General features: G+C 68.4%; 17 protein-coding genes and 4 pseudogenes. 13 read left to right on the top strand and 8 right to left on the bottom strand.

From position 1 onward, the window contains the following. Positions 1-792: 792 nt before the first annotated feature. Both AC068Z_RS41165 and AC068Z_RS41160 read right to left on the bottom strand, forming a co-directional pair. Positions 793-1,485 carry a hypothetical protein gene (locus tag AC068Z_RS41165; RefSeq protein WP_478568513.1) on the bottom strand — a complete coding sequence of 231 codons (693 nt, stop codon included), beginning with the start codon at positions 1,483-1,485 and terminating at the stop codon, positions 793-795. 83 nt (positions 1,486-1,568) lie between these two features. Continuing rightward, positions 1,569-1,881, bottom strand: a pseudogene (locus AC068Z_RS41160) (transposase); the annotation flags it as partial. Positions 1,882-2,083: 202 nt separating this feature from the next. On the opposite strand from AC068Z_RS41160, the gene AC068Z_RS41155 reads away from it, so the two are divergent. From AC068Z_RS41155 to AC068Z_RS41135, 5 genes and pseudogenes are all read left to right on the top strand, one after another. Then, on the top strand, positions 2,084-3,958 hold the full coding sequence (locus AC068Z_RS41155; RefSeq protein ID WP_478568510.1) for a LamG-like jellyroll fold domain-containing protein: 1,875 nt from the start codon (positions 2,084-2,086) through the stop codon (positions 3,956-3,958). 242 nt (positions 3,959-4,200) lie between these two features. After that, positions 4,201-4,458 (top strand): annotated as a pseudogene (locus AC068Z_RS41150) (aldo/keto reductase); the annotation flags it as partial. Between the two features lie 582 nt (positions 4,459-5,040). After that, a complete protein-coding gene (locus AC068Z_RS41145) occupies positions 5,041-6,702 on the top strand; it encodes a TerD family protein (RefSeq protein WP_478568532.1) in 1,662 nt (553 codons plus the stop codon). A gap of 300 nt (positions 6,703-7,002) precedes the next feature. Then, a complete protein-coding gene (locus AC068Z_RS41140) occupies positions 7,003-7,338 on the top strand; it encodes a trypco2 family protein (protein WP_478568507.1) in 336 nt (111 codons plus the stop codon). Between the two features lie 81 nt (positions 7,339-7,419). Further along, positions 7,420-8,070, top strand: coding sequence for a trypsin-like peptidase domain-containing protein (locus AC068Z_RS41135; RefSeq protein ID WP_478568529.1), 651 nt, complete (start codon positions 7,420-7,422; stop codon positions 8,068-8,070). A 1,350-nt stretch (positions 8,071-9,420) separates the two neighbouring features. On the opposite strand, the gene AC068Z_RS41130 is transcribed toward AC068Z_RS41135, so the two are convergent. Beyond that, complete coding sequence (locus AC068Z_RS41130) at positions 9,421-9,843, bottom strand: DUF6003 family protein (protein ID WP_478568505.1); 423 nt, start codon at positions 9,841-9,843, stop codon at positions 9,421-9,423. A 327-nt stretch (positions 9,844-10,170) separates the two neighbouring features. Here AC068Z_RS41130 and AC068Z_RS41125 point away from each other — a divergent pair, with 327 nt between their 5' ends. After that, a complete protein-coding gene (locus tag AC068Z_RS41125; protein ID WP_478568502.1) occupies positions 10,171-10,575 on the top strand; it encodes an SRPBCC family protein in 405 nt (134 codons plus the stop codon). Between the two features lie 53 nt (positions 10,576-10,628). Here AC068Z_RS41125 and AC068Z_RS41120 read toward each other — a convergent pair. After that, positions 10,629-10,820: pseudogene (locus AC068Z_RS41120) on the bottom strand (UBP-type zinc finger domain-containing protein); the annotation flags it as partial. A 285-nt stretch (positions 10,821-11,105) separates the two neighbouring features. Here AC068Z_RS41120 and AC068Z_RS41115 point away from each other — a divergent pair. After that, positions 11,106-11,280 (top strand): annotated as a pseudogene (locus AC068Z_RS41115) (transposase); the annotation flags it as partial. A gap of 131 nt (positions 11,281-11,411) precedes the next feature. Here the strand turns inward: AC068Z_RS41115 and AC068Z_RS41110 are convergent. Further along, a complete protein-coding gene (locus AC068Z_RS41110) occupies positions 11,412-11,882 on the bottom strand; it encodes an ATP-binding protein (RefSeq protein ID WP_478568499.1) in 471 nt (156 codons plus the stop codon). Positions 11,883-12,023: 141 nt separating this feature from the next. Between AC068Z_RS41110 and AC068Z_RS41105 the strand changes: the two genes are divergently transcribed. Further along, a complete protein-coding gene (locus AC068Z_RS41105) occupies positions 12,024-12,791 on the top strand; it encodes an IclR family transcriptional regulator (RefSeq protein WP_478568496.1) in 768 nt (255 codons plus the stop codon). 41 nt (positions 12,792-12,832) lie between these two features. Further along, positions 12,833-14,347, top strand: coding sequence for a glycerol kinase GlpK (glpK, locus tag AC068Z_RS41100; RefSeq protein ID WP_478568493.1), 1,515 nt, complete (start codon positions 12,833-12,835; stop codon positions 14,345-14,347). 127 nt (positions 14,348-14,474) lie between these two features. Here the strand turns inward: glpK and AC068Z_RS41095 are convergent, their stop codons facing one another. Next, the gene (locus AC068Z_RS41095; protein WP_478568490.1) at positions 14,475-14,900 is read right to left on the bottom strand and encodes a hypothetical protein; all 426 of its coding nucleotides are present in this window, start codon (positions 14,898-14,900) and stop codon (positions 14,475-14,477) included. 867 nt (positions 14,901-15,767) lie between these two features. Between AC068Z_RS41095 and AC068Z_RS41090 the strand changes: the two genes are divergently transcribed. The 3 genes from AC068Z_RS41090 to AC068Z_RS41080 are packed head-to-tail and all read left to right on the top strand — an operon-like array spanning position 15,768 to position 17,995. After that, positions 15,768-17,276: an APC family permease gene (locus AC068Z_RS41090; protein WP_478568487.1), complete on the top strand. Its 1,509-nt coding sequence runs from the start codon at positions 15,768-15,770 to the stop codon at positions 17,274-17,276. 5 nt (positions 17,277-17,281) lie between these two features. Beyond that, on the top strand, positions 17,282-17,707 hold the full coding sequence (locus AC068Z_RS41085; RefSeq protein WP_478568484.1) for a universal stress protein: 426 nt from the start codon (positions 17,282-17,284) through the stop codon (positions 17,705-17,707). Positions 17,708-17,725: 18 nt separating this feature from the next. Beyond that, positions 17,726-17,995 carry a transposase gene (locus tag AC068Z_RS41080; protein ID WP_478568481.1) on the top strand — a complete coding sequence of 90 codons (270 nt, stop codon included), beginning with the start codon at positions 17,726-17,728 and terminating at the stop codon, positions 17,993-17,995. Positions 17,996-18,678: 683 nt separating this feature from the next. On the opposite strand, the gene AC068Z_RS41075 is transcribed toward AC068Z_RS41080, so the two are convergent. Beyond that, positions 18,679-19,440 carry a hypothetical protein gene (locus AC068Z_RS41075; protein WP_478568478.1) on the bottom strand — a complete coding sequence of 254 codons (762 nt, stop codon included), beginning with the start codon at positions 19,438-19,440 and terminating at the stop codon, positions 18,679-18,681. 136 nt (positions 19,441-19,576) lie between these two features. Continuing rightward, positions 19,577-20,803: an RNA-guided endonuclease InsQ/TnpB family protein gene (locus AC068Z_RS41070; RefSeq protein ID WP_478568526.1), complete on the bottom strand. Its 1,227-nt coding sequence runs from the start codon at positions 20,801-20,803 to the stop codon at positions 19,577-19,579. 107 nt (positions 20,804-20,910) lie between these two features. Here AC068Z_RS41070 and AC068Z_RS41065 point away from each other — a divergent pair, with 107 nt between their 5' ends. Beyond that, positions 20,911-21,309: a nuclear transport factor 2 family protein gene (locus AC068Z_RS41065; protein WP_478568475.1), complete on the top strand. Its 399-nt coding sequence runs from the start codon at positions 20,911-20,913 to the stop codon at positions 21,307-21,309. Positions 21,310-21,407: the final 98 nt, after the last annotated feature.

Below are 21,407 nucleotides of genomic sequence, written 5' to 3'. Positions count from 1 at the left end.
TTCACCACCAAGCCAACTGAACCCGAAGCGCAGATCACCCGACAACCGGAACCGAAACAGCTGCCGTGACTACACCACCTCACGGGACATGACCGAAACCGACCCGCCCGGGCCAGGACGACCGCCGGGTTCGAAGAACCACCGCCTGGCCATCCGCCACGACTTGGGCCGTGTCCTCGCGACCGGTGAGGCGTACACCCGCCCAGCTCACCACCAGAAGGGAACCAACCCCAGACGCAGCACGACTATCCCAGCAAAGTGAGTGGCAAGTCTCGTCCGTCGAGGACGTCCACCCAGGTGACAACTGAGTGGGACGGATCAATGCCCACTAGGAAGACCGCCTCATCTCCCCGCTCCAGCACCATGACTGACGGAGTAGGTGCTCCCTTTGGAGCGGTCAGCACGTAGCCACGGCAGACACCATGGAAGGGCAAGTCCGCGATCGAGTCTGCGATCGGATCTCCTGGAGACGCCTCCCGCAGCAGAGTAGCGACGTCCTTCACGAGATCGGGACAGACATTCCCCAGACGCGGCAAGCTCTTCGTGTGACTCGTGTGCGACTCCATGTCGCGAAGCATGTCACCCCGGCCAGTCCAGCACATTCACTTCGAGCCGACGTTAAACGACAAGCTGAGAGCGTGTTTCTGGTCTGGTGTTTCGTGCGGCACGATGTATTCAGGATGGGACCGTCGTTGTGCAGGCGTGATCGCGGAGCCGCAACAGCGGCGGGCCTGAGCAGACCCACAGATTCTCGGAGCAGCCCGCGTCAGCGTGTGTAGCCGATTCCCGGCTTCATGCCGCTTCGAGTGGCAGACCTGAACGCTCGTGCAAGGATTCGAGTGCGGTGTGGTCCACGGCCGCGACGCGCAAAGAGGCGGTGTTGTAGGAGTAAGTGGCCAGAATGCGACGCGATGGGTCGACGAAGCTCAGCCAGTCACCGCCCTTTTGCATCTCGCGAGACCCAACGTAGCTGAGCAGTGACGCGACGATCCCCAATTGCTGCTCACGGATCCGGCAGGTGGCCTGGTGCGGCAGCGACCTCACGGCCTGCCTGCCAGCAACATTGATCAGGAAGGACGACAGTCTCCGGGATTCGCTGTACCACTTCCCGCCCGGCTCGCTTCGGCCATAGACCCTGGGGTCGGGCCAGTCGGCATCATCCGGGCGCACGCTCCACTGGGCAGGCCATCGGTTCTCCCCGCAGAAGACCAGATGTCCGTCCTCGACACCCAGGTGCTCGGGAGCCGTCACCCGGAGGGTGTGCTCGTGGCCGCTCATGCCCATCAGCTCCGGGTGACGGCCTGCGGCAGCGTAATAGTCACGCAATGCGTCCGGCAGGCTGATCCCCAAGCGATCTCCGACTGCCGTGGCTTCGGCATCAGTGCATCCGTCGTTCGGATTGCAGCCACCGAACGCGGTCGACATGAGTTCCTGAAGCAACTCTTTGATCATGGCAGGCCCCAAGCCGATGGGATCATCACTCACTGCGAGTGAGTGTTCCGTCCGCAATGATCATAAGTGACCTGCTCACGGCCTCTGCTGTGACGACAGATTTCGAAGTAGGGACGTGGCCTTGAGGCGGCTGCCCGGCTGATCAGGTGCCTGGCAGCATCAGCCGGCCAGTGTCGGCTTCCTTGGCCAGCTGGGGGTGGCTCCCTTCTGGGAGAGGCCTCGATTCATGAAGGTGAAGGGGGCCCAAGTGATCAGAGTCTCTGAGTGCTGGACGAGCCGTTCGTAGTCCCTCGCGTGGCGGCGGGCGTGCATCATCCACGCGAGGCTGCGTTCGACGACCCAGCGGCGGGGCAACACGACGAAGCCGGAGCCGTCCTTGGGGCGGCTGATCGGCTTGATCGTGAGGTTGAGGTGCTGTTTCGCCCAGGTCTATCCCGGCAGGCGCGGCATGGAGCGACTCGCGTTGCCGCATCGCGCATCCTTCAGCCCGCCTCGCCCTGGGGCCCGGTTTCGCGCTCTGCCCGCCGGTTGCCTGTCGCGTGCCGTTCAGCTCGGTGACCCGGCGCGGTCACGGCTTCCCACAACAGTGCGGTCCAGACCTCTTGCCCGCACGCCAGTCCCAGGAGCAGCCGTGAACGCACCTTCCCCTCATCTCCCTGACAGACGGGCCCTGTTGAAGACGGCCGTGGCCGTTCCCGCGGCCGGCGCTCTCGCAGGCTCCGCGTTCGTGGCCGGCGCCGCTCCCGCCCACGCGGCCGACGCGAGCGGTCAGGGCCGCTTCGACACCGAGGCGCCCCGGTTCGCGCTGGCAGTGCTGCCGGACACCCAGTACCTGTTCGACGCGGACAGCGCCGATCCCGAACCGCTGCGAGCGACGTTCCGCTACCTGCTCTCCCAGCGCAAGGAGGCGAACGTCGCCTTCATGACCCACCTTGGTGACATCACCGAGCACGGCACCCGCGACGAGATCGACCTCGCCTCGGGCACCTTCGCTCTGATTGACCGCCGCATCCCCTACAGCGTCCTGGCCGGCAACCACGACATCGACTCCGGCGACGATCAGCGCGGCGACACGCCCTACCTCGAGGCCTTCGGCCCGCACCGCTTCTCCTCCGCCCCGACCTTCGGCGGCGCTTCCCCGGACGGCTACAACAGCTACCACCTGCTGCGCGCGGCCGGCCGTTCCTGGCTTGTCCTCGCACTGGACTGGCGGGTGTCCGCCGCGGGCCTGAGCTGGGCGCAGGACGTCCTGGACGCCCACCCCGAGGTGCCGGCCATTCTGACCACCCATGACCTCGTGTGGGCGGAAGACGACGGCACCGCCCACTTGTCGGACAACGGAACCCGCATGTGGGACGCCCTGGTCAAGGGCAACGACCAGATCTTCCTGGCGCTCGGCGGGCACTACTGGCCGCCTGGCCGCACGGTTTTGAAGAATGACGCCGACAACGATGTCCACCTGCACATCACCAACTACCAGGACCGCTACTACGGCGGCGCGGCCATGATCCGCCTTTACCACTTCGACCTGGTGCGCAACGTCATCGACATCGAGACGTTCGCCCCTTGGTTCCTCACCCGCGCCCCGCAGGCCCGCACGCCTCTGGAGGCGGAGACGCTCGAACTGTCCGGCCCTGTCGACCGGTTCAGCCTCGCGATCGACTTCGAGGAGCGCTTCGCAGGCTTCGCCCCGCCCGTTCTGCCGAAGCCGCGTCCGGCCGCCGACGTCCTCGTGCGCGGCACCCTCGCCTACTGGCGCTTCGACACTGCCGGTGCGTCCCTGCCGGCGGCGGGAGCCCCGGTGCCGGACGGGACGGTCGTACGAGACCTGTCCGGCCACGGCAACGACCTGACCGTCAGCCGCCTCCACGACAGCGCCACCCAGGCCCTCACCGTCTCGGCCGACCACCACCCGGGCCAGCCCGCGCACGCCAGCCTGCGCTTCGACGGCGGCAAGAGCCCCGACCGCGGCGCCATCCTGACCACCGGCCCCCGCGCGCCGCTCAACAGCGAGAAGTTCCTGCGCGGCTACACCATCGAGACGTTCATACGGCTGCCCGAACCCTTCGAGGGCGACCACGCGTGGATGGGCATTCTGAGCTGGCAGGGCCGCAACGGCGACGCGGGCAAGACCACCGGCTGGTCGCCGCTGGAGCCCACCTGCAGCCTCAACCTCTCGCCGGAGCGCTTCGTGCAGTTCGTCGTCTATCCCGAGCGGCAGGACGCCGATCCGACCTCGTGGAGTCACGCGCTGCCGGTGGGACGGTGGACGCACATCGCCGTCGTCAACGACGGCCGCCGCACGGTCCTCTACGTGGACGGCTCGAAGATCGCCCGCAATCCCACCCAGCCCTCCACAGGCATCGCCACTCTGGGCAAGCCCTTCACCCTGGGCGCCACCCAATTCGACGAGGCGTTCGGGCAGGGCTTCTACGGATGGATGGGCGACACCCGCATCGTCGACCGCGCACTGACACCGAAGCAGTTCCTGACACCGTTCGACTGACCGGCGTCCGCGCCGGGGCTGGCGCGCAGCGCACTGCCGTGCTGTCGCGTCAGGTCCGGCCGTGGCGCCCTGATGAGTGCGAATGCCTGCCCCCCACCACAGGACTGGTTGGCGGATTGTTCTGGGCATCAGTTCTTCGATCAGGAATCTGCTGCTCTGGTCGGCGGCCGTTCTTTGCTTGCGGACCGAGGTGGGGGGCCAACTGCGCTGCTGGCGTTGCCCTTTGAGTGATTTCCGCTTGAGTGAGGGGGACACACGTGACATCTACTGCGTTCCGTATCGACGGGGATCTGACGGTAGGGCGGCTCGGATTCGGGGCCATGCACCTGCCGACGGAGCCGAGCCCGGCCCGTGAGACCTCGCTCGCCATCGCCCGGCGGGCCGTCGAGCTGGGCGTCACCCTCATCGACACCGCGTATCTGTATGGCGGGCGAGCCAACGAGGACCTGCTGGCTGAGGCCCTGCACCCCTACCCGGACGGACTGCTCATCACGACCAAGGTCGGCGTTGCGCGTTCGGCCCCTTCGTTCTCCGGACTTCAACGCGCGAGCGACAGTTCCTCACAGTGGCGGATGTCTTCGCCGTCGCCGACTCCATCGTGCCGCGCTAGTGGATGTTCGTGCTCCTGGCGGCCTGCACCGCCGCGTGCATCGTGCGGTGTCCGAGGTGCAGCGAAGGATCTATATGGGCCAGGCGCCGTCGCGTTGTTGTGCCTGCAGCAGTCGACACCGGCGGGTGCAGCGCGGCCAGCTGCTGCATGCGCTGTTCGAGTCGCGCTGTACCCGGCGGCGGATCTTGCTCCGCGAGCTTGTGGGGCGGAGGGTCGGCACGCTGGCGGTCTTGTCACTCGGCATCAAGTGCGTGGCGCGCGGCAAGTCGGAACTCGGCAAGTGTCTTTGCGAAGTCAGGATGAATCTCTTGCGGGTGACGCCGGTGCCGGGGTCGAGGGCCGGGATCGCGGAGATGTGTGGGGCGGGGGTTGCTGCCCCCGGCCCGAGGTTGCCCCCGGCCGCGTTGGCTGTCGCGGAGTCGGCGGTCAGGGAGCTGGTGACGTCGTTGAGTTCGGCGGGGAATGCGGCACGGTGAGGGCGGAGGTCGGCGCGGCGGGGGGATGTGTCATTGGAAAGCCGTGGCCAGGCAGTTGTGGTATAGCGCGTGTCCCCGGCCGGGGTGGGTTGTCTGCGGGCCTTGTCCTGTGGGCTGTGAGGGCTGCAAGATCCTCGGGTGATCCTTTTTGGGGAGGGGAAATGATCAAGGGGGGCAATGCCTTCGTTCCGTCGGTGCCGTTGAGGCTTGCGGTGAGGGGCGGGGTTGATGTCGCGGTTCTGCTGCTGACGGAGCAGGGCCGGGTCCGGGGGGACGGCGACATCGTGTTTCACGGGGCGCCGGTCCATCCTTCGGGTGCGGTGCGGCTGTTGGCAGAGGAGAGCGGCACCGTCTGGGTGGAGGCGGGGCTGACCGCGGTGGAGGGGGAGATCACCCGGGTTCTGGTGGCCACCTCGGTGGAGTCCGGTGCGATGCGGGACGTCGCGGGGTTGTCGGTTGAGGCGTTCGCGCCGGACGGCACCTCGGTTGTGCGGTATGAGGTGACGGATGCCGGCAGTGAGTCGGCGATGGTGCTGGGGGAGTTGTACCGGCGGGCGGGAGGCTGGAAGTTCCGTGCGGTGGGTCAGGGGTATGTGAACGGGCTGGCCGGCCTGGCGGCGGACCACGGCGTCGATGTCGCCGATGACGCTCCGGCCTCCCCTGTTCAGGCTCAGTCCGCGCAGGCGTTGAACCCGGCTCAGGTGCCGTTCCAGCCGCCGACCGGGCCTCCGGCTCCCGTGCCGTTCCAGGCTCCTGCTCCAGGGCCTGAGCAGCCCGGTACACCGGTACCCTTCCAGGCGCCTGCCCCGGGGCCTGAGCAGCCTTCCGCCCTGGCACCGTTCCGGGCGGCCCCGGCGGCGGAGCCATTGTGGCCGCCGACCGGCATGCCGCCTGTCGTGAACGCCCCGGCCGCCGCGCCCGGCCCCGTTCCGGCGCCTGGGCCTGCGGGTGGGCCGGGCGTGCCGGAGTGGTCTTTCGGTCCTGTCTTCGAGCCTTACAGCCAGTCCGGTCGCGATGGTGAGGTGATCACGGTGAACGGGCTGCCGCCGGGCCCGGTAGTGGTGGATCTCGCTGTAGACGCCAGCAACGCGTACACCGGCCTGTGGCCCCTCACCCGGTTCAACAAGGAGGAATCGAGCCTGATCAACAGCACCGAGGACAACTTCCGGGGCCGGGTGATCGCGATGGTTCCCGGCAGCGGGCGGCTGCGGCTGAGGCTGAGGGCAGATGGGCCCTGGCGGCTGAAGGTGGAGCCGCTGGCGGCGGCCCGGCATCTGTCGGAGGCGGACATGGAGGGCTTCGGCCCCGATGTCCTGCTGCACACCGGGGGGACGGCGGACTTCGCCATCCGCTACCGCGGCAGCGAGAACCTCATCATCTACGTCTACGAACTCGCGGGACACGACGACCCGACGACGCTCCCGGACGTGGGGTCTTCCGTGAACGAGATCGGCAAGCGGCGGGAGACGGTGCCGCTGCCGGAAGGGCCGGTCATCGTCCACCTGATGATGGCTGACGGTCCGTGGCAGGCGCGTCTGAAGGATCTTGAACCGCACAGTGCCGGGCCATGGCACGGGGCAGGCGGCCCGGCGAAGCTCACCGGGGTTCTTCCCGAGCCCGGCAAGGTGCAGAACTGGCTACGCAGGGGCAGACGCTGACCCTGCCGCCATGGACGTCAGGCGTGGGTGGCCCGGATCGTGACGGTGCGGCCGCCATCGGCGACCGGATCGGAGCGCCCTTGGCAGGCCGCGGTGAGCGTATTCCAACACGGCGGGGGCGTGCGGGTGGAGCACGGGCGGCGCGCTTGGGCCCCCAGCGCGCTACCACGGCACGCGGCGCGCCGTGGGTTTCCGGGGATTCTCACGTGACCCGCCGTCTGCCCGGGACTACTCGTCCCGCACGGTGGCGGACCCGTCCGGTCCGCGGCCCGCGTTCCGTCACGACGGCCGCCAGGCGCCGTGCCGACACAGAACAAGCCACGGGTGATCACAGTGGGGAACCTTGGGCTTGCCGAGACCATTGCCGCCTTGCGGGAGGAACTGGTCGAAGCCGTCGCCGCCGGCTCGGAGGCGGACTTCCGCTTCGGTGTCGGCGAGGTGCAGCTGGAGCTGAGTGTGGGGGTCACACACCAGGCGACGGGCTCGGGCCGCGCGAAGTTCTGGGTGCTGGAACTGGGCGGCGATGGCCAGTACCGCAGGGAGGAGATCCAACGGGTCCTGATCACGCTGGAGGCGCCGACCGACCGCACGGGCCGGTCGGTGCGCGTCACGAGTAACTCTCTCGCCAAGCCCTGACCCGGGACCCGGACGGCCGAGGTAACCGCCCCCACCGAGCGCGCGGTCGAAGTCCTCCGCAGACGCCGGACGGGCCCCTGGCTGGTTCTCACCGCCGCGCACAACGTCCTCACCGACGGCTCCGTGGACGCCGTGATCAGCGTGCGGCGCGGAGACCAGTTCGAACTGACGGCGGAGGTTCTTGCCGCGGGCCCCGCACTGGACCTCGCCGTCCTGCGGCTCGCCGACCATCCCTCCCTCACGGACCTGCCCGCGGTCCGGTACGCCCGGATCGACCGCGGACGGACCGCGCTGGTCGAGTGCTGGGCCATGGGCTACCCCGGCTGGAACGAGCACCCGCAGTCCGGCACCGACGTGCCCCTGCGCGACAGCAGCCAGATCAACGGCGTCATCCCAACGGGACCCCATCTGCGGCGCGGCCTGCTGGAGTTCCGGACCCAGTCGACGCCCGAAGGGGCGCCCGGCAGGAAAGGCTCACAGTGGCGCGGCATGTCCGGGGCGGTCGTGCTCAGCGACGACCCTCGGCTGGGTGCGCTGGCCGTGGGGGTCGTCAGCGAGCATCACCTGCCCGAAGGGTCGTCCACTCTGACCGTGGTACCCCTGACCGGACTGACAGAGCTGGGGCGCGGGACACCGTGGTGGTGGGACCTGCGGGCGGACAATTGGGTCACCCTGCCGCGCACCACCCGGCACATGAACCTTGAGGCGGCCCTGGAGCGCGCCGCCGGCTGAGGCGGCCCGACGCTCGGAGCCTCTGCCCTGCTCCACCGGGTCAAACGCCTTGCCTTCGATGGAACGCCGCACCGAGCTGCACGACGCCTTCGCCTCCCTAGCCTGCAGCCTCATCTGCTGGCGACGGCTTCGGAAACCCAAGAGCGACTGACCGGTGTCAGGGCAGGCCAGGACGCCAGCTGGGTGCTTCGGCACGTTGGTACTCTCCGCATCTACGGCGAGGAGGGGAGATGCTCGTGGGAGCAGAGCCGTCAAGTCCTCCGAGCCGCCGGTTCAGAGGAACTGGCCTGGGGGTCCTCTTCGGGAGACTGACCGCGGTGGTGTCCACTGCTGCCATTGGGAATGCATGGGCTGTATGTGACATCGGCAACGGCGTAACCAATGGCATGGCCTTGCTGTTTCTTGTCCCTCTCATATGGATCGCTGCTGCGGTTTCGTGGGTGATCCTGCACAGCGCCATCGGAAGACGTCATCGCAGGACAGCCCTGACGGCGGGGCTCATCTTCACCCTGTGGTTCACCTGGTTCCTTGTCACATGGCTTGGCATGCCGGACTCCTACCCCGCGCCGTCGTGCCCGGGCAATGTCCCACCTTGGTGGCCGAGCTTCATCCCTGCATGACTTTGGCGAAGCCCGTGAATCTTGGCAGCGGCACTTTACTCAACAGAACCCCCGACCAGCCGCTGCACGCCAGCAAGGGCGTTACGAGTTCGTCGCAGCCTCTACCAGGGAGACCTCACGAGCTGGGTCGGACGAGGTGCGATCGCGGTGGTACTGACAACCCGGGCAGCGCACGCCTGCGCTGCCCGCAGGACAGTTCTCCGTACTGTCCCCGGGCCCTGCTGAGTACACCAGCCTTGTCAGCCACGAGAACAGGCGCATGGAAATCTAGCCTCAAGCTGTCGGGCCGCCGCGCTGTGGAGAGACTCAGCGCGGCAGGTCATCTGGACGTCTTCCTGTGATCCGCTGAGCCTGGCCGGGTCGGGGAGTTGTCGCCTGGACACCGGCGCTGCCCGCCAGGTCTGTCTGGCGCCCAGCCGTGGACGATGTCCCGTTGGCCGGCGTCGGGAAGGGGTCCTCGACAACGGATTAGTCGTATCGGAACCTCGTGACGTGGGCTGAAGCGGCGGAGATGCCTTCGAAAGCGAGCCCACCGCCGATCGCACGTGCCCGGCGCACGCCAGTTGAAGGTTCCGTGCTCATGGAACATTCCGAACTCCGACGGACAGTTGTCAGGATGGGGTCTGACACTTCGCCACCCGACGATCAGGGAACTGTTCGCGTTCCGGGACGAGGAATATCGCTTACCGTCACTTCGGCGGAGGACCGGGGGCCGCTCGCCGGGGAGCCATCACATCATCAGGCGGCCGATCTCCTGTGGGTCGAGGCCCGTCAGCCGGGCGATGCGCGGCGCCGGGATGCCCGCGTTCAGCGCCCGGTGGACGAGGCCCTCCCAGTCCTGCGTGGTCTCGGCGAACTGAAGCAGTTCCTTCTCCATGTCGGTGACCGACTGTGGCGCGCACTCCTGTGCCACCCGCACCGCCTCGTCCTCGCTCAGGGGAATCGGCAGCCGTTCGGAGTCCTCGGGGATGAACGCCTCGGCGTCGAAGGGGAGAATCCGCACCTCCTCCGAGGAAGCCGAGACACCGTGGGCCTGCAGCCAACCGTGGACCGCGGGGGTTTCGGAGCATTCCAGATCGCCGACCGCGGCCAGCGACGTGCCGATCCGAGGGTGCCGTTCGGGCAGGAGGAACAGGTACGCGTCATCGGCCATCGCGTGATATCGCCTTCTCACTAGTGCGTACGCGGGCCCTGATGCCGGTGCCCGCTCTCCTCGCAGGGTGTACCCCGTCAAGCGCCGAAGAAGCTCGGCGCTCGCCCACAGAGCCGCTCGCTCCGGGAGCGGCCACGCGGGCGCGCTCGCTGAGCGCTTCCCTGGCGCGCAGTCACCGACGACCATCAGTCATTGCACCGGAACGAATGTCCCCCCAAGTGGGCATTTCCGGATATCGTTCGCGAAGTCCATCTGTCCGGCACCGCACCCGACGGTCGATGCACGGGCAGCGTACGGCCGCGCGGTCGAGTGCGAGGTGGTGTCCCGATGGCCGTCGTGACTCTGCGGGCTTCCGGTCCGGCTCTCGCCGGGGACGTCTGGTCCCGGTACGTCGTTCCCGCCTGCTGGCCGACGTGGTCGCCGCAGATCAGAGCGGTGCGCGTCGAGGGTGAGCGACTCCGGAGCGGCATGCGGGGCGAGGTGGTCTCGCTCTTTGGCGTCACTGCTGATTTCGTCGTGGAGTCTGTCGACGTGCGAAGACGGCAGTGGGTGTGGCGGGTCGCGCTCGGCCCCGTACATCTGCGGCTGCACCACACCGTCGTCGCCCGAGCGACCGGGTCGGTCGCGATCCTGTGCGTCGAGGGACCGGCCCTCGCGGTCGCGGCGTACGCCGGTCCGGCACGATGGGCTCTGGGACGCCTGGTCCGGGGCCGGGGAGCCGTCCCGGCGTGATGCGGCCGGGCTCCCGCACCGAAGAGGCGGCGGGGGAAGACCTGGTCGACGAAGCACCACGCCCAGTCCTCGTCGGGAGCCAGCGAGAGGACCACCGGGTTCCCGCTCCGCGTGTAGTGCTCGTGCGCGCGCATCCCCCGGGAACTGTCGCAGCATCCGACCATCCCGCACGTCACACACAAGCGCAGTCGCACCCAGGGCCAGCCGCGGGACAAGCAGTTCGCGCAGGCGCCATCCGGCGTCACCTGAGGCGTGATTAGGAGTCTGACGTGTGCGCAGGTGGCGCCGTCCGCCCGTCCGGCGCGACCCCCCAACTCCCGTTATCCGTCACCGTACGTCCCTCGCCCGCGTCAGGCGCCGCTGCCTCCGACGCGCATTCTGGTCGGCAACCAGATCACCACGGTCACCAACGAAGTCGTCGAAGCCGCCCGGGAGGACCTCGTCATTGGGAAGGAGACGGCTTCCTGGGACGGTAAGACGTTCGGTGTAACTCCCGATCATGGAAAATGCATCGATGATCAGTGAGAACGCGTCTGACCGGCGTCGACGAGAGGGTCATCTCGCTGGCCGCGAAGGGCCTGACCACCGGCGAGGTCCAGGCCCACTTGGCCGAGGCCTACGCCCGCCGACGTCTCCCGCCAGACCATCTCCACCATCACCGACAAAGTCCGCGAGAGCGTGGCCGAATGGCGCTCCAGCAGGTTGGTCGACAGCTGCATCGGCCGACGGAACTACCCGAGCATGCCCGATGGCCCTGCACCCGCATCCGCATCGCGAAACTCCAAGATCCCCGACAGAGTCAAGCTCAGGCTTTGTGGTAGCGAGCCGACCTGCCGTCACCCCCCGGTGATGCCTTCCGCGGTTGCGCCAGACCCGCCGCACCCCACGAACACCTCTGCCCACCGGGTGGTCCCGCCGGAGTGCGCTCGCACGCCGCACCGAAGCGACAGCGTGGTGACGATGCCAAGACCTCGGCCGTGCTCGTCCGGGTCACAGGCAGCTGCCGGCATGTGTGCCGGAGCCGCAGGTCCGGTGTCGGTGACCTCGACGCGTACGACGCCGTGCTGATCCATCGAGCCCCGCGTCAGCCTCAGCGTTGCCGGCGGCAGTGCGTGCACGATCGCATTGGTGAGCAGTTCCGAGACCACCAGGAGCACGTCTTCGAGGACGTCGCCCGTCAGCGTCCAGTCGGTGAGGACCGCGCGTACATGTCGACGTAGCGATGAGACCGCCCCCGGGGCGTGCGGCACCGGAAGGATGTGTTCCACCTCCCCGGGAGGCGCGGTGTCGAGCTGCGCCATGATCATGGGTCCTCCTCAGGCAAGCGGCCCGGCCGAGAGCCGGGCGTAAAGACACGCTAAGGAGGGACATAGGGCCGGTCAACGAACAGCGGTCGGCATTACCGAACGCTGGTCTAATTCGGGGTGAAATCGGACTACTATCGCTTCATGACCGGCCCGGTCCAGTCCATAGAACGGGCGGCAGCGATCTTGCGTCTGCTTGCCGGCGGTTCCCGGCGGCTGGGCCTCGGTGAGGTGGCCTCGTCCCTCGGGCTGGCCAAGGGCACAGCCCACGGGATTCTGCGCACGCTGCAACACGTGGACTTCGTGGAGCAGGACCCGGCGACCGGGAAGTACCAGCTCGGCGGGGCGCTGTTGCACCTCGGCACCAGCTACCTCGATGTCAATGAATTGCGTTCGCGCTCCCTCAACTGGGCCGACGCCCTGGCCGGCCGCAGCGGGGAGACCGTCCGACTGGGCACGCCGCTGGAGGGCAGAGTGCTCGTCATCCACCACGTGTTCCGGCCGGACGACACCCTCCAGACTCTGGACGTGGGCGCGCTGCTGCCGCTGCACGCCTCCTCGCTCGGCAAGGTCCTGCTGGCCTTCGGCACCGCGCCGGTCGTCCCCTTGCTGGAGACCGAACTGGAGGCTTACACCCGGCACACCCTGGTCCTCCCGGACGACCTCAACCGGGCGCTCGACGAGATCCGGGACATCGGCTGGGGCGCCGAGGTGCAGGAAATGAGCATGGGCGAAGCCGGAATCGCCGCACCGATCCGGGGGCAGGGCGGTCTCGTGGTGGGCGCGATCGGCGTCTCCGGCCCCGTCGAGCGGATCTGCGACACCAAAGGCCGACCTCAACCGGCCCTGATCACCTTGCTGCGGGAAGCGGCACGGGCGATCTCCAGAGACCTGGGCGCGGCCCGGTGGTAGGTCCCAGCGCCTGAGTGACCCCTCGGAAAGCAGGCCCGATCATGGTTGAACGGTATGTGATGTCCATCGACCAGGGCACCACCTCCACACGATGCATTCTGTTCGACCACAGCGGACGGCTGGTGTCGGTCGCCCAGCGGGAGCATCAGCAGTACTTCCCCCGGCCCGGGTGGGTCGAGCACGACGCCGTCGAGATCTGGCGCAATCTCCAACGCATCGTGCCCGAGGCGCTGTCCAACGCCGGCCTGGACCCCGGACAGATCTCCGCCGTCGGGATCGCCAACCAGCGGGAGACGACCGTGCTGTGGGACCGGCGGACCGGCGTTCCGCTGGGCAGGGCGATCGTCTGGCAGGACACCCGCACCGCGCCGCTCGTGGAGGACCTGAGGATCCGGCCTGGGAACGAGTTCTTCCTGGAACGCTGCTGTCTGCCTCCCTCGACCTACTTCTCCGCACCCCGTATCCGCTGGCTGTTCGACCACGTCGCCGGGCTGGAGCAGCGCGCCCGGGACGGCGAGGTGCTGTTCGGCACGATGGAGAGCTGGCTGATCTGGAATCTCACCGGCGGTACGGACGGTGGACTGCACATCACCGACGCCACCAATGCCAGCCGTACGATGCTCATCGACATCCGCACGCTGACCTGGGATGACGTGTTGATGGAGTTCTTCGGGGTCCCGCGTGCGATGCTGCCGGAGATCCGCTCCTCGGCCGAGAGCTACGGCGAGGCCCGCACGGTGCTGCCGGGCGTGCGCATCGCGGCGGCCCTGGGCGACCAGCAGGCGGCTCTGTTCGGACAGACCTGTTTCTCTCCCGGCGAGACGAAATGCACGTACGGGACCGGCAGCTTCCTGATGATGAACACCGGTACCGACCTCGTACGCTCCCGGCACGGGCTGCTCACCACCGTCGCGTACAAGATCGCCGAGCAGCCCACGGCCTATGCCCTGGAGGGCCCGATTGCCGTCACCGGTTCGCTGGTGCAGTGGTTCCGTGACCGTCTGGGCCTGATCAACAGCGCACCCGAGATCGAAACCCTGGCGCGCACTGTCGAGGACAACGGCGGCTGCTACATCGTCCCCGCTTTCTCCGGCCTGTTCGCACCCCACTGGCGCAGCGACGCCCGGGGCGTCATCGTCGGGCTCACCTCCTACATCACCAAGGGGCATTTGGCCCGAGCCGTCCTGGAGGCCACCGCCTGGCAGACACGAGAGGTCGTCGACGCCATGAACGCCGACTCCGCGCTCGCCCTGAAGGAGCTCAAAGTGGACGGAGGCATGACGTCCGACCACTTGCTCATGCAGTTCCTGGCCGACGTGCTCGACGTGCCCGTGGTCCGGCCCCTGGTCGCCGAGACGGTGTCCCTGGGCGCGGCCTACGCCGCCGGCCTCGCCGTGGGCTACTGGCCGGATCTGGCCATCCTGCGCCGTAACTGGCACCGGGCCGCCCAGTGGCTGCCGGACATGGACCCCGAACGGCGGGACTGGGAGTACGACTGCTGGCAGCGAGCCGTTCAGCGGTCCCTTGGATGGATCCGACCGCCGAGCCCCTCGTGACCTTCCCCCTTCCGTGGCCGGCCCTTGCTCATGCCCGCCCCTCGGCGCTACGGCTTCGCCCCGCCGGCCTTCGATTCGCCCTTCCCAACCGGGTGCCCGCACCCTTGGCGCAGGGGCATCGGCGCCCTCAGGGGCGCCCGCTCATCACGCTGCGCAGCAGGTCAACGATGGGCTGCACAGGGACGGTTGGGTCGAAGGCGCGCTGGACGCCGAGCCCGATGCCGAGACTGAGCAGGGTCAGGGCGGCGGTGTCGGCGGGCAGGGCAGGGGTGATGCCGAGTTCGTCCGCCTGTGCACGGATCAGGTCCGCGAGCGCGTCGGGACGCGGCCGAACATCTGGCGGATGGAGACGACGGCGGCGCCGCCGCGGGCACACGCACCTCGCTCCAGCCTCCGTGACCACGGCTGAGAGCGCATTGCGGCGGCAGTGACGTGTCAAACCTGCGAAGGCCGCCCGAAGCCCATGCCGCGGTTCCTTGTCGGCTTCCTCGCTCTGGCGGCCGTGAACACCGCGGGCCTCATCCCCTCCGCCGCCCATGGTGACCGCCACCACCCTGGTCTTCCACTTCCTCGACCTGGCCCGACGAGGGCCACGGAACGGCGCTGGAGCGGCGGGGCCGGCCGCGGTGACGGTCCACGCGGCATGGCGGGTGAGGTGCGTGCAGCGCCGCCTCGCCTCCAGCCGTTCGCGACAGCGGCGCTGAGATCTTGAGGTCGCCGCGGCTGCGGCTGCGGCTGCGGCTGCGGCGAGGGGCGGGGTACGAGTCGGGTCTCTGGCCGGTGGCTCAGGCGATGGGGGAGAACGTCCTGCTGGCGCAGAACAGCGGGAAGGAAGACGGTGCAGGCCGATGCAATGGAGTGGGCCGGTGGCCGAGGGCGCCTCACCTGAGTGAGGCAGGTGACATCGGCACTGGAAGGAGCGCGCATGGCGCCCGAGCCGACTCGGCCGTCCGCAGCCCACTCAGCGAGGCCCTCACCGCCCGGTATCAGAACCCTTACCGCGGCTGATGGATCACCTGTGCCCGCAGCTGGACACCGTCTTCTCGGCGAGCCTCGCGGCTCTGCCGCGGCCGGCTGACCTCGCAACACGTTGAGGACAGGAGCATCGTCGGCGGGTGCTGCTGGCGGCTGGAGCGGTCATGGCCTGCGCCTGGAGCGACAGTGACGTGTTCGAGGTCCACGGGGCGCCGATCGCCCACATGCACCGGTTGGCGGACCAGTGCCTTCGCGGGGGTGTTCGGCCGCGGGGCGCTGCCGTCCTGTCCCATTCCTGGGTCTGCTGACCGGGTGGGGCTCGCGGCGGGGTGTGCCCGGGCAGACGGCTCGATGTGTCCGTATAGCGTAGAAAGTCCCTTGGCTCCTTGTTGAGCCCTGTGGTGTTTGGATTTGACCCGCGAGCTGCCGGAGCGAGGGACCGAAGTTGGCCGATGTCACCGCCGAAGCCCGCCCGCCCGAAGGGGAGGGGCTGAAGCCGAACGCGATCACGTTCCTCGACGCACTCGTCATCGGGCTCAACTCCACGTCCCCGGCATACTCGTTGGCGGCGGTCATCGGTCCGGTCGTCGCGCTGGTCGGCATCTATGCGCCCGGTGTGCTGGTGGCGTCGTTTGTGCCGATGCTGCTGATCGCGTCGGCGTTCTACTACCTGAACAAGGTTGATCAGGACTGCGGGACGACGTTCTCCTGGGTGACCCGGGCGATGGGCCCGTGGGCGGGCTGGCTCGGTGGCTGGGCGATCGCGATGACCGGTGTCCTGGTGGTCGGTTCACTGGCGGACGTCGCGGTGAGTTTCGCCCTGCTCGCTTTCGGCCTGGACAGCTGGGTCGACAACGATTTCGTACGGCAGTTGCTGACCGTGCTGCTCATCCTCGTCATGACGGCCGTCTGCGTGATCGGCACGGAACTGTCGGCGAGGGTGCAGAACGTTCTCATCCTCGCCCAGGTCCTCTGCCTTATCGCTTTCGCCGTAGTCGCGCTCTACCGCGTCTACGCCGACACCAGCACTCTCGACTCCATCGACCCGTCGGTCACCTGGCTGGACTTCTTCGGCCCCGGCGGTGCCGCTCTGACCGGTGCGCTGCTGCTGGGCGTGTTCATCTACTGGGGCTGGGAGTCTGCGGTCAACCTCACCGAAGAGGTCGAGGACTCGGCGACCGCCCCCGGCAGAGCGGGCATCTGGTCCACGGTCATCCTGCTGGTGACGTACGTGTCGGTCGCCTACGCGGTCGTCGCCTACGCCGGCACCGCCTACCTCACCGAGAACGCCGACGAGGAGGAGTACATCTTCGCGCTGCTCGCGGGGGAGGTGATGGGCGGCTGGGACTGGGTCGTCCTGCTGGCCGTGTCCACGTCCGCGGTGGCCTCCACCCAGACGACGATCATCCCGGCGTCGCGCACCGCGCTGTCCATGGCCCGCCGGCACGCGCTGCCCCGTCACTTCGCGCACATCAACCACCGCTTCCGCACCCCTGACGTGAGTACCTGGTGGGTCGCCGGCATCGCCATCGCCTGGTACGTCGTGGTCAACCTCATCAGCGAGAACGCCCTGTTCGACTCGCTGACCGCGCTGTCGTTGCTGATCGCCTTCTACTACGCGCTGACCGGCCTGGCCTGCGCGGTCTACTACCGCCGCCATCTCTTGGAGAGCGTCCACCACTTCCTGCTCGTCGGCCTCGGCCCGCTGATTGGCGCGGGGCTTTTGGCCTGGCTGCTGGTGGAGTCGGTCGCCGACCTTGCCGACCCGGAGAACTCCTACAGCGGCGTCTCCTGGTTCGGTCTGGGCCCGCCGCTGGTCATCGGGATCGGTATCGCGCTTGTGGGGGTGGTCATCATGATCGTCCTGCGTGTGGTCACCCCGGCCTTCTGGTCGGAACGCCCGGGCGTGCCCGACCCCGACCTCGTCCACGGCGTCAACAGCAAGGAGCACTGAGGAAGATGGCGATCGTTGTCGGATACGACGAGTCGCCGGGCGCGCTGCGTGCACTGCGGGTGGCGATCGAGGTGGCGGCCGTCTACGGCGAACCCCTCGTTCTCGTCTACGCGACGGCGGCCCCCGGCGGAATGGGCGAGGAGTACCGGGCCCATCGCGAGGCACTGCACCAGGCCGGCCGTGCCGCCCTGGACCACGCGGCGTCGGCGGCGGACGCGGCGGGTGTGCCTACCCTGGTCGACCTCGTTGATGAGAAACCGGCGCAGGCCCTGCTCGACGCTGCTGAACGCCACGATGGCCGGCTCATCGTGGTCGGTACCTGGGGCGAGAGCCCGATGCGCGGTGCCCTCCTCGGCTCGACCCCGCACAAGCTCCTGCACCTGTCCCGCCTCCCGGTGCTCTGCGTCCCGAGCCAGGACGAGGGGGAATGAGAGGCGAACAGGAGCGAGGTGAGCCCGCTGGCGGATCACCGGTTCAGGCGGGTCGTCGCCGGGTCGACCCGGGTGAGGGTCGCCTGCACCTCGTCGACGGGGCTGCGCGGGCTCGAGCGAGTGCAGGTCGGCCGCGATCCCACGCCCAGTGCCGGCATCGTGGACAGTCAGAGCGTCCGGGCCCGTGAGCGTGGTGGCCTGCGCGGCTACGACGGCGGCAAGAAGGTCAGCGGCATCAAGCGCCACCTACTGGTCGATACCGCGGCACCGTCATGGTGGCCTGCGTGAGCCCGGCGAGCATCGGCGACCGCGACGGCGCAGTCGTGCTGTTCTCCCGGGCTGCCGATGCCTTCCCGCGCCTTCGGCACGTGTGGGCGGACCAGGGCTACCGCGGCGCCGACTTCCACGCCTGGGCGCGGGAGGCCACCGGCATCACGGTGCAGGTCTGCAGCGCCGCGACGGAGGATCCCGCTCGACCTGGGCCCGGGCGGATGCACCGCCTCCAGCAGTGCCTCTCTACGCGGTGGTCCCTCACCGTTGGGTGGTAGAGCCGACGTTCGCCTGGCTGGGACGGTGCCGCCGCCTGTCGAAGGACCACGAGCACCTGCTCGTCTGCTCGGAAAAAGCCCGCTACCTCACCGTGGCCATGCTCCTCGTGCGGCGCATCGCGAGATCAGCCCGCTGACCATCTTTTCAGACGCCCTCTAACCGGCCGGCGCACGAGGTCACCGGCGCCGAACACCTCCGCCTCCGGGCCGCAGTCGACACGATCGCCGACGCCCTGACCCGCCCCCTCACGCCCCATTCCGCTGGGTCCGGCAAGCACGATTGACCGAGTGAATTGGGCCGACCAGGTGGATGTTCGGGGTGAGTGCCGCCGCATTCTGGGACCTGATGCAGACCAGGACCGGGCAACACGTTCTGCCTCATCCCCACGGTGCCTTCGAACTCGACGACGAGCAACGCGCGGACTACCTCGCCTGACCGAACCCCTCAGGCAGGACGCCCATCCCGGCCGGTGTCCGGGTCGCGCAGCCGTCCGGCAACTGCCGGCACAGCAGATGCGCGTCGCGCATCCCGGCCAGATACGAGGCTTCCGCGATGTCCTGGACCTTGGAGCGGGTCTCCGCCTTGGTGTCGGAGATCGTCCACAGAACGCCGCCCCAGACACAAGCCGCCGCCAGCACGATCCCGACGAGCCAGCGCCGGACGGCCCTGGTCGCCCACGGCTCGACCCGGAGTTCGCCGCTGAGCGAATGGCGCGGTGTCACTACCGGGTCGGGGCCGTCCAGCAGCAACTTGTAGGTGATCCGCTGGCCTTTGTGGATCACGTGCGGCCGGACGTACAGGGTGTCATGGGTGAAGTCCGCGGGCGGGACCCGTCGGTGGTCCCCGGTCTCCTCGTCCAGCTTGGCGACGATGCGTGACCCGAGCGCGAACTCGACGGGCCTGTCATTGAAATGGGCCGCCTCGAACTCGCCGTGCCCCACGTTGTTCAGCTTGAGGGTCATGGTGTGCGGGTTCCTGAGCTGTTCCCTTCCCCGGTATACGGACACGTCGCTCACCCCGCCCGTCAGGAGCGGGGTGATCTCGAAGGAGTACTCGGCCCTGCGCCGCGGCACGTTGGCCCGGTAGCCCCAGTAGATCGCGGCGATCCCCACCACCACAGCGGCGATTGCCCCGACCGCCCCCGCCGCATCGGTCACGTCACTGGCCCACGTCACGCTGGTCATGGTGGGTTTATAGCAGCGCCTGATGACCAGGTCGCCCGTTTCTGGGGTAATTGGTCCCCTTGGAGATCCCTACGGTGTCAGGCTGCTGGTCGTGACTCCACCCGCGCGTAAGCGCGTGGGCTTCCTGCGTCGGTGGTTAAGCCGCCGTGCAGAGGGCCAGCCCGGCCCTGTTGGGGACGTTCTTCGCGCCGACGTGGTCCGCGTTCGCCGCGAACCCGCACGCCGTGCACTGGAACTTCGCTTGGGTGGCGCGGTTCTCCTTCGCGGCATGCCCGCACTCGGGGCATGTGCGGGAGGTGTTGCGCGCGTCCACCGCGACCACCAGGCGACCGGCACTCTCAGCCTTGCTCGCCAGGATTGCGAGGAACTGCGCCCAACCCGCGTCGAGGATACTGCGGTTGAGTCCCGCCTTCGCGCCAGCACCGTTCGGCAGGAAGCCGCCGGGCTGCTCGGGGTCGGCCCTGGGCGCGGGGCTCTTGGTCATACCCGCCGTACTCAGCCGCTCGTGCTCGATCACGTCGTGGCCGGTGATGAGCGTGCGGGCGGTCTTGTGGTGGAAGTCGGCGCGCTGACGGCGGATCCTGGCGTACAGCCTGGCGACCGTCCGGGCGGCGGCGCGGTGGCGCTTGGTGCGCTGCCGGGTCCGCTGGGGAAACGTCGCCAGGTGCCGCTGCGCTTGGGCGAGCTCGTCTGCCATCGCTTGAAGGAAGCGCGGGTTGGCGACGTGTTCGCCGCCCGAGGTGGTCAGGAAGTGCGCGACGCCCATGTCGATACCGAGATCTTCCCCGGTGGGCGGAAGCGACTCGGCGGGCACGTTGTCGCAGGCGAGGACGACGTACCAGCGGTTCCCCTCGCGCTTGACGCTGATCGTTTTGACGCGGCCCTGCACGGGCCGGTGCTGGTGCACGCGGACGTGTCCGACGCCTTGCAGCCGGACGCGGGTGGTCGCGTCGTGGGGAGTGGAGTTCCAGCGGCAGCCGTCACCGTCCTTGGGGAATGTGACGGTGTCGAAGTGGCCGGCGCCCTTGAACTGGGGGTACCCAGGTGTCTGCCCGTCCTTGACGCGGCGGAAGAACGCGGCGAACGCCTTGTCGAAGCGGCGCAGGGTGGCTTGCTGGGAGGCGAACGACCAGCGGCCCTGCCGCTCGGGGTCGAACGCTCGGATCTCCTTGAGCTGGGCGGACTGGTCGCCGTAGCGGACGGCTGTCTTCGAGGTGTGCCGCCAGGCGTCCCGGCGTTCCTGCAACGCACCGTTGTAGAGGGAGCAGTGGTCTAGCAGCATCTCGCCGAGCGCGACCCTCTGACGGGCCGTGGGGCGCAGGAGGAACTTGAATGGCGTTGTGGAGGTCGAGCTGTCTGCCAGCGGACTGTGAGGCGCTGGAACTGGCGTTCGACGTTCTGCCTTGACGACCTTCCGCAGCCTGTCGAGACCGACGATGTCCGGCGCCCCTTCGCTGTTACTGTCGCGCCATGTCCAAGATCGAGATAGACGTCGTGACCGCCGAGTTCTTCGATGCCTTTGACAACCGGGGCGGCAAGGCTGCCGACGTGGCCCGGATCCGTCGGCTGGTTCTTCCGGGTGGCGTGATCGTCAAGACCGGCCCGGAGTTCACGGTCTACACCGTGGACGAGTTCATCGAGCCTCGCCAGCGGCTGCTGACCGACGGCCGGCTGGTCGAGTTCTGCGAGTGGGAGACCTCTGAACGGACAGAGATCGCGGGCGATATCGCCTCGCGGTTCGGCGCGTACCGCAAGTCCGGGATCTTGGATGGTGAACCGTTCGAGGGAGACGGGACCAAGACCATCCAGTTCGTCCGCACCTCCGGGGGCTGGCGGATCGCAGCGTTTGCCTGGTACGACCAGCCCTGACCGCGGGGCGGTCCGGCTGCGGCTTATCAGCATGGGTTGATGTGGTGCATCGCACCGCGCTCAATCATCCTCGTTCGGCACAGCATATCGAGCACCTT

The organism is Streptomyces sp. NPDC043726 (genome assembly GCF_056436565.1).
Note: the sequence above shows the minus strand (reverse complement) of the source record. Positions and strands in the feature narration are given on the sequence as shown.

Coding starts and splice junctions, on each gene's coding strand:
- AC068Z_RS41130 (WP_478568505.1), bottom strand. CDS start 9,843: ATGGCCGATGACGCGTACCTGTTCCTCCTGCCCGAACGGCACCCTCGG.
- AC068Z_RS41125 (WP_478568502.1), top strand. CDS start 10,171: ATGGCCGTCGTGACTCTGCGGGCTTCCGGTCCGGCTCTCGCCGGGGAC.
- AC068Z_RS41110 (WP_478568499.1), bottom strand. CDS start 11,882: ATGATCATGGCGCAGCTCGACACCGCGCCTCCCGGGGAGGTGGAACAC.
- AC068Z_RS41105 (WP_478568496.1), top strand. CDS start 12,024: ATGACCGGCCCGGTCCAGTCCATAGAACGGGCGGCAGCGATCTTGCGT.
- glpK (WP_478568493.1), top strand. CDS start 12,833: ATGGTTGAACGGTATGTGATGTCCATCGACCAGGGCACCACCTCCACA.
- AC068Z_RS41085 (WP_478568484.1), top strand. CDS start 17,282: ATGGCGATCGTTGTCGGATACGACGAGTCGCCGGGCGCGCTGCGTGCA.
- AC068Z_RS41075 (WP_478568478.1), bottom strand. CDS start 19,440: ATGACCAGCGTGACGTGGGCCAGTGACGTGACCGATGCGGCGGGGGCG.
- AC068Z_RS41065 (WP_478568475.1), top strand. CDS start 20,911: ATGTCCAAGATCGAGATAGACGTCGTGACCGCCGAGTTCTTCGATGCC.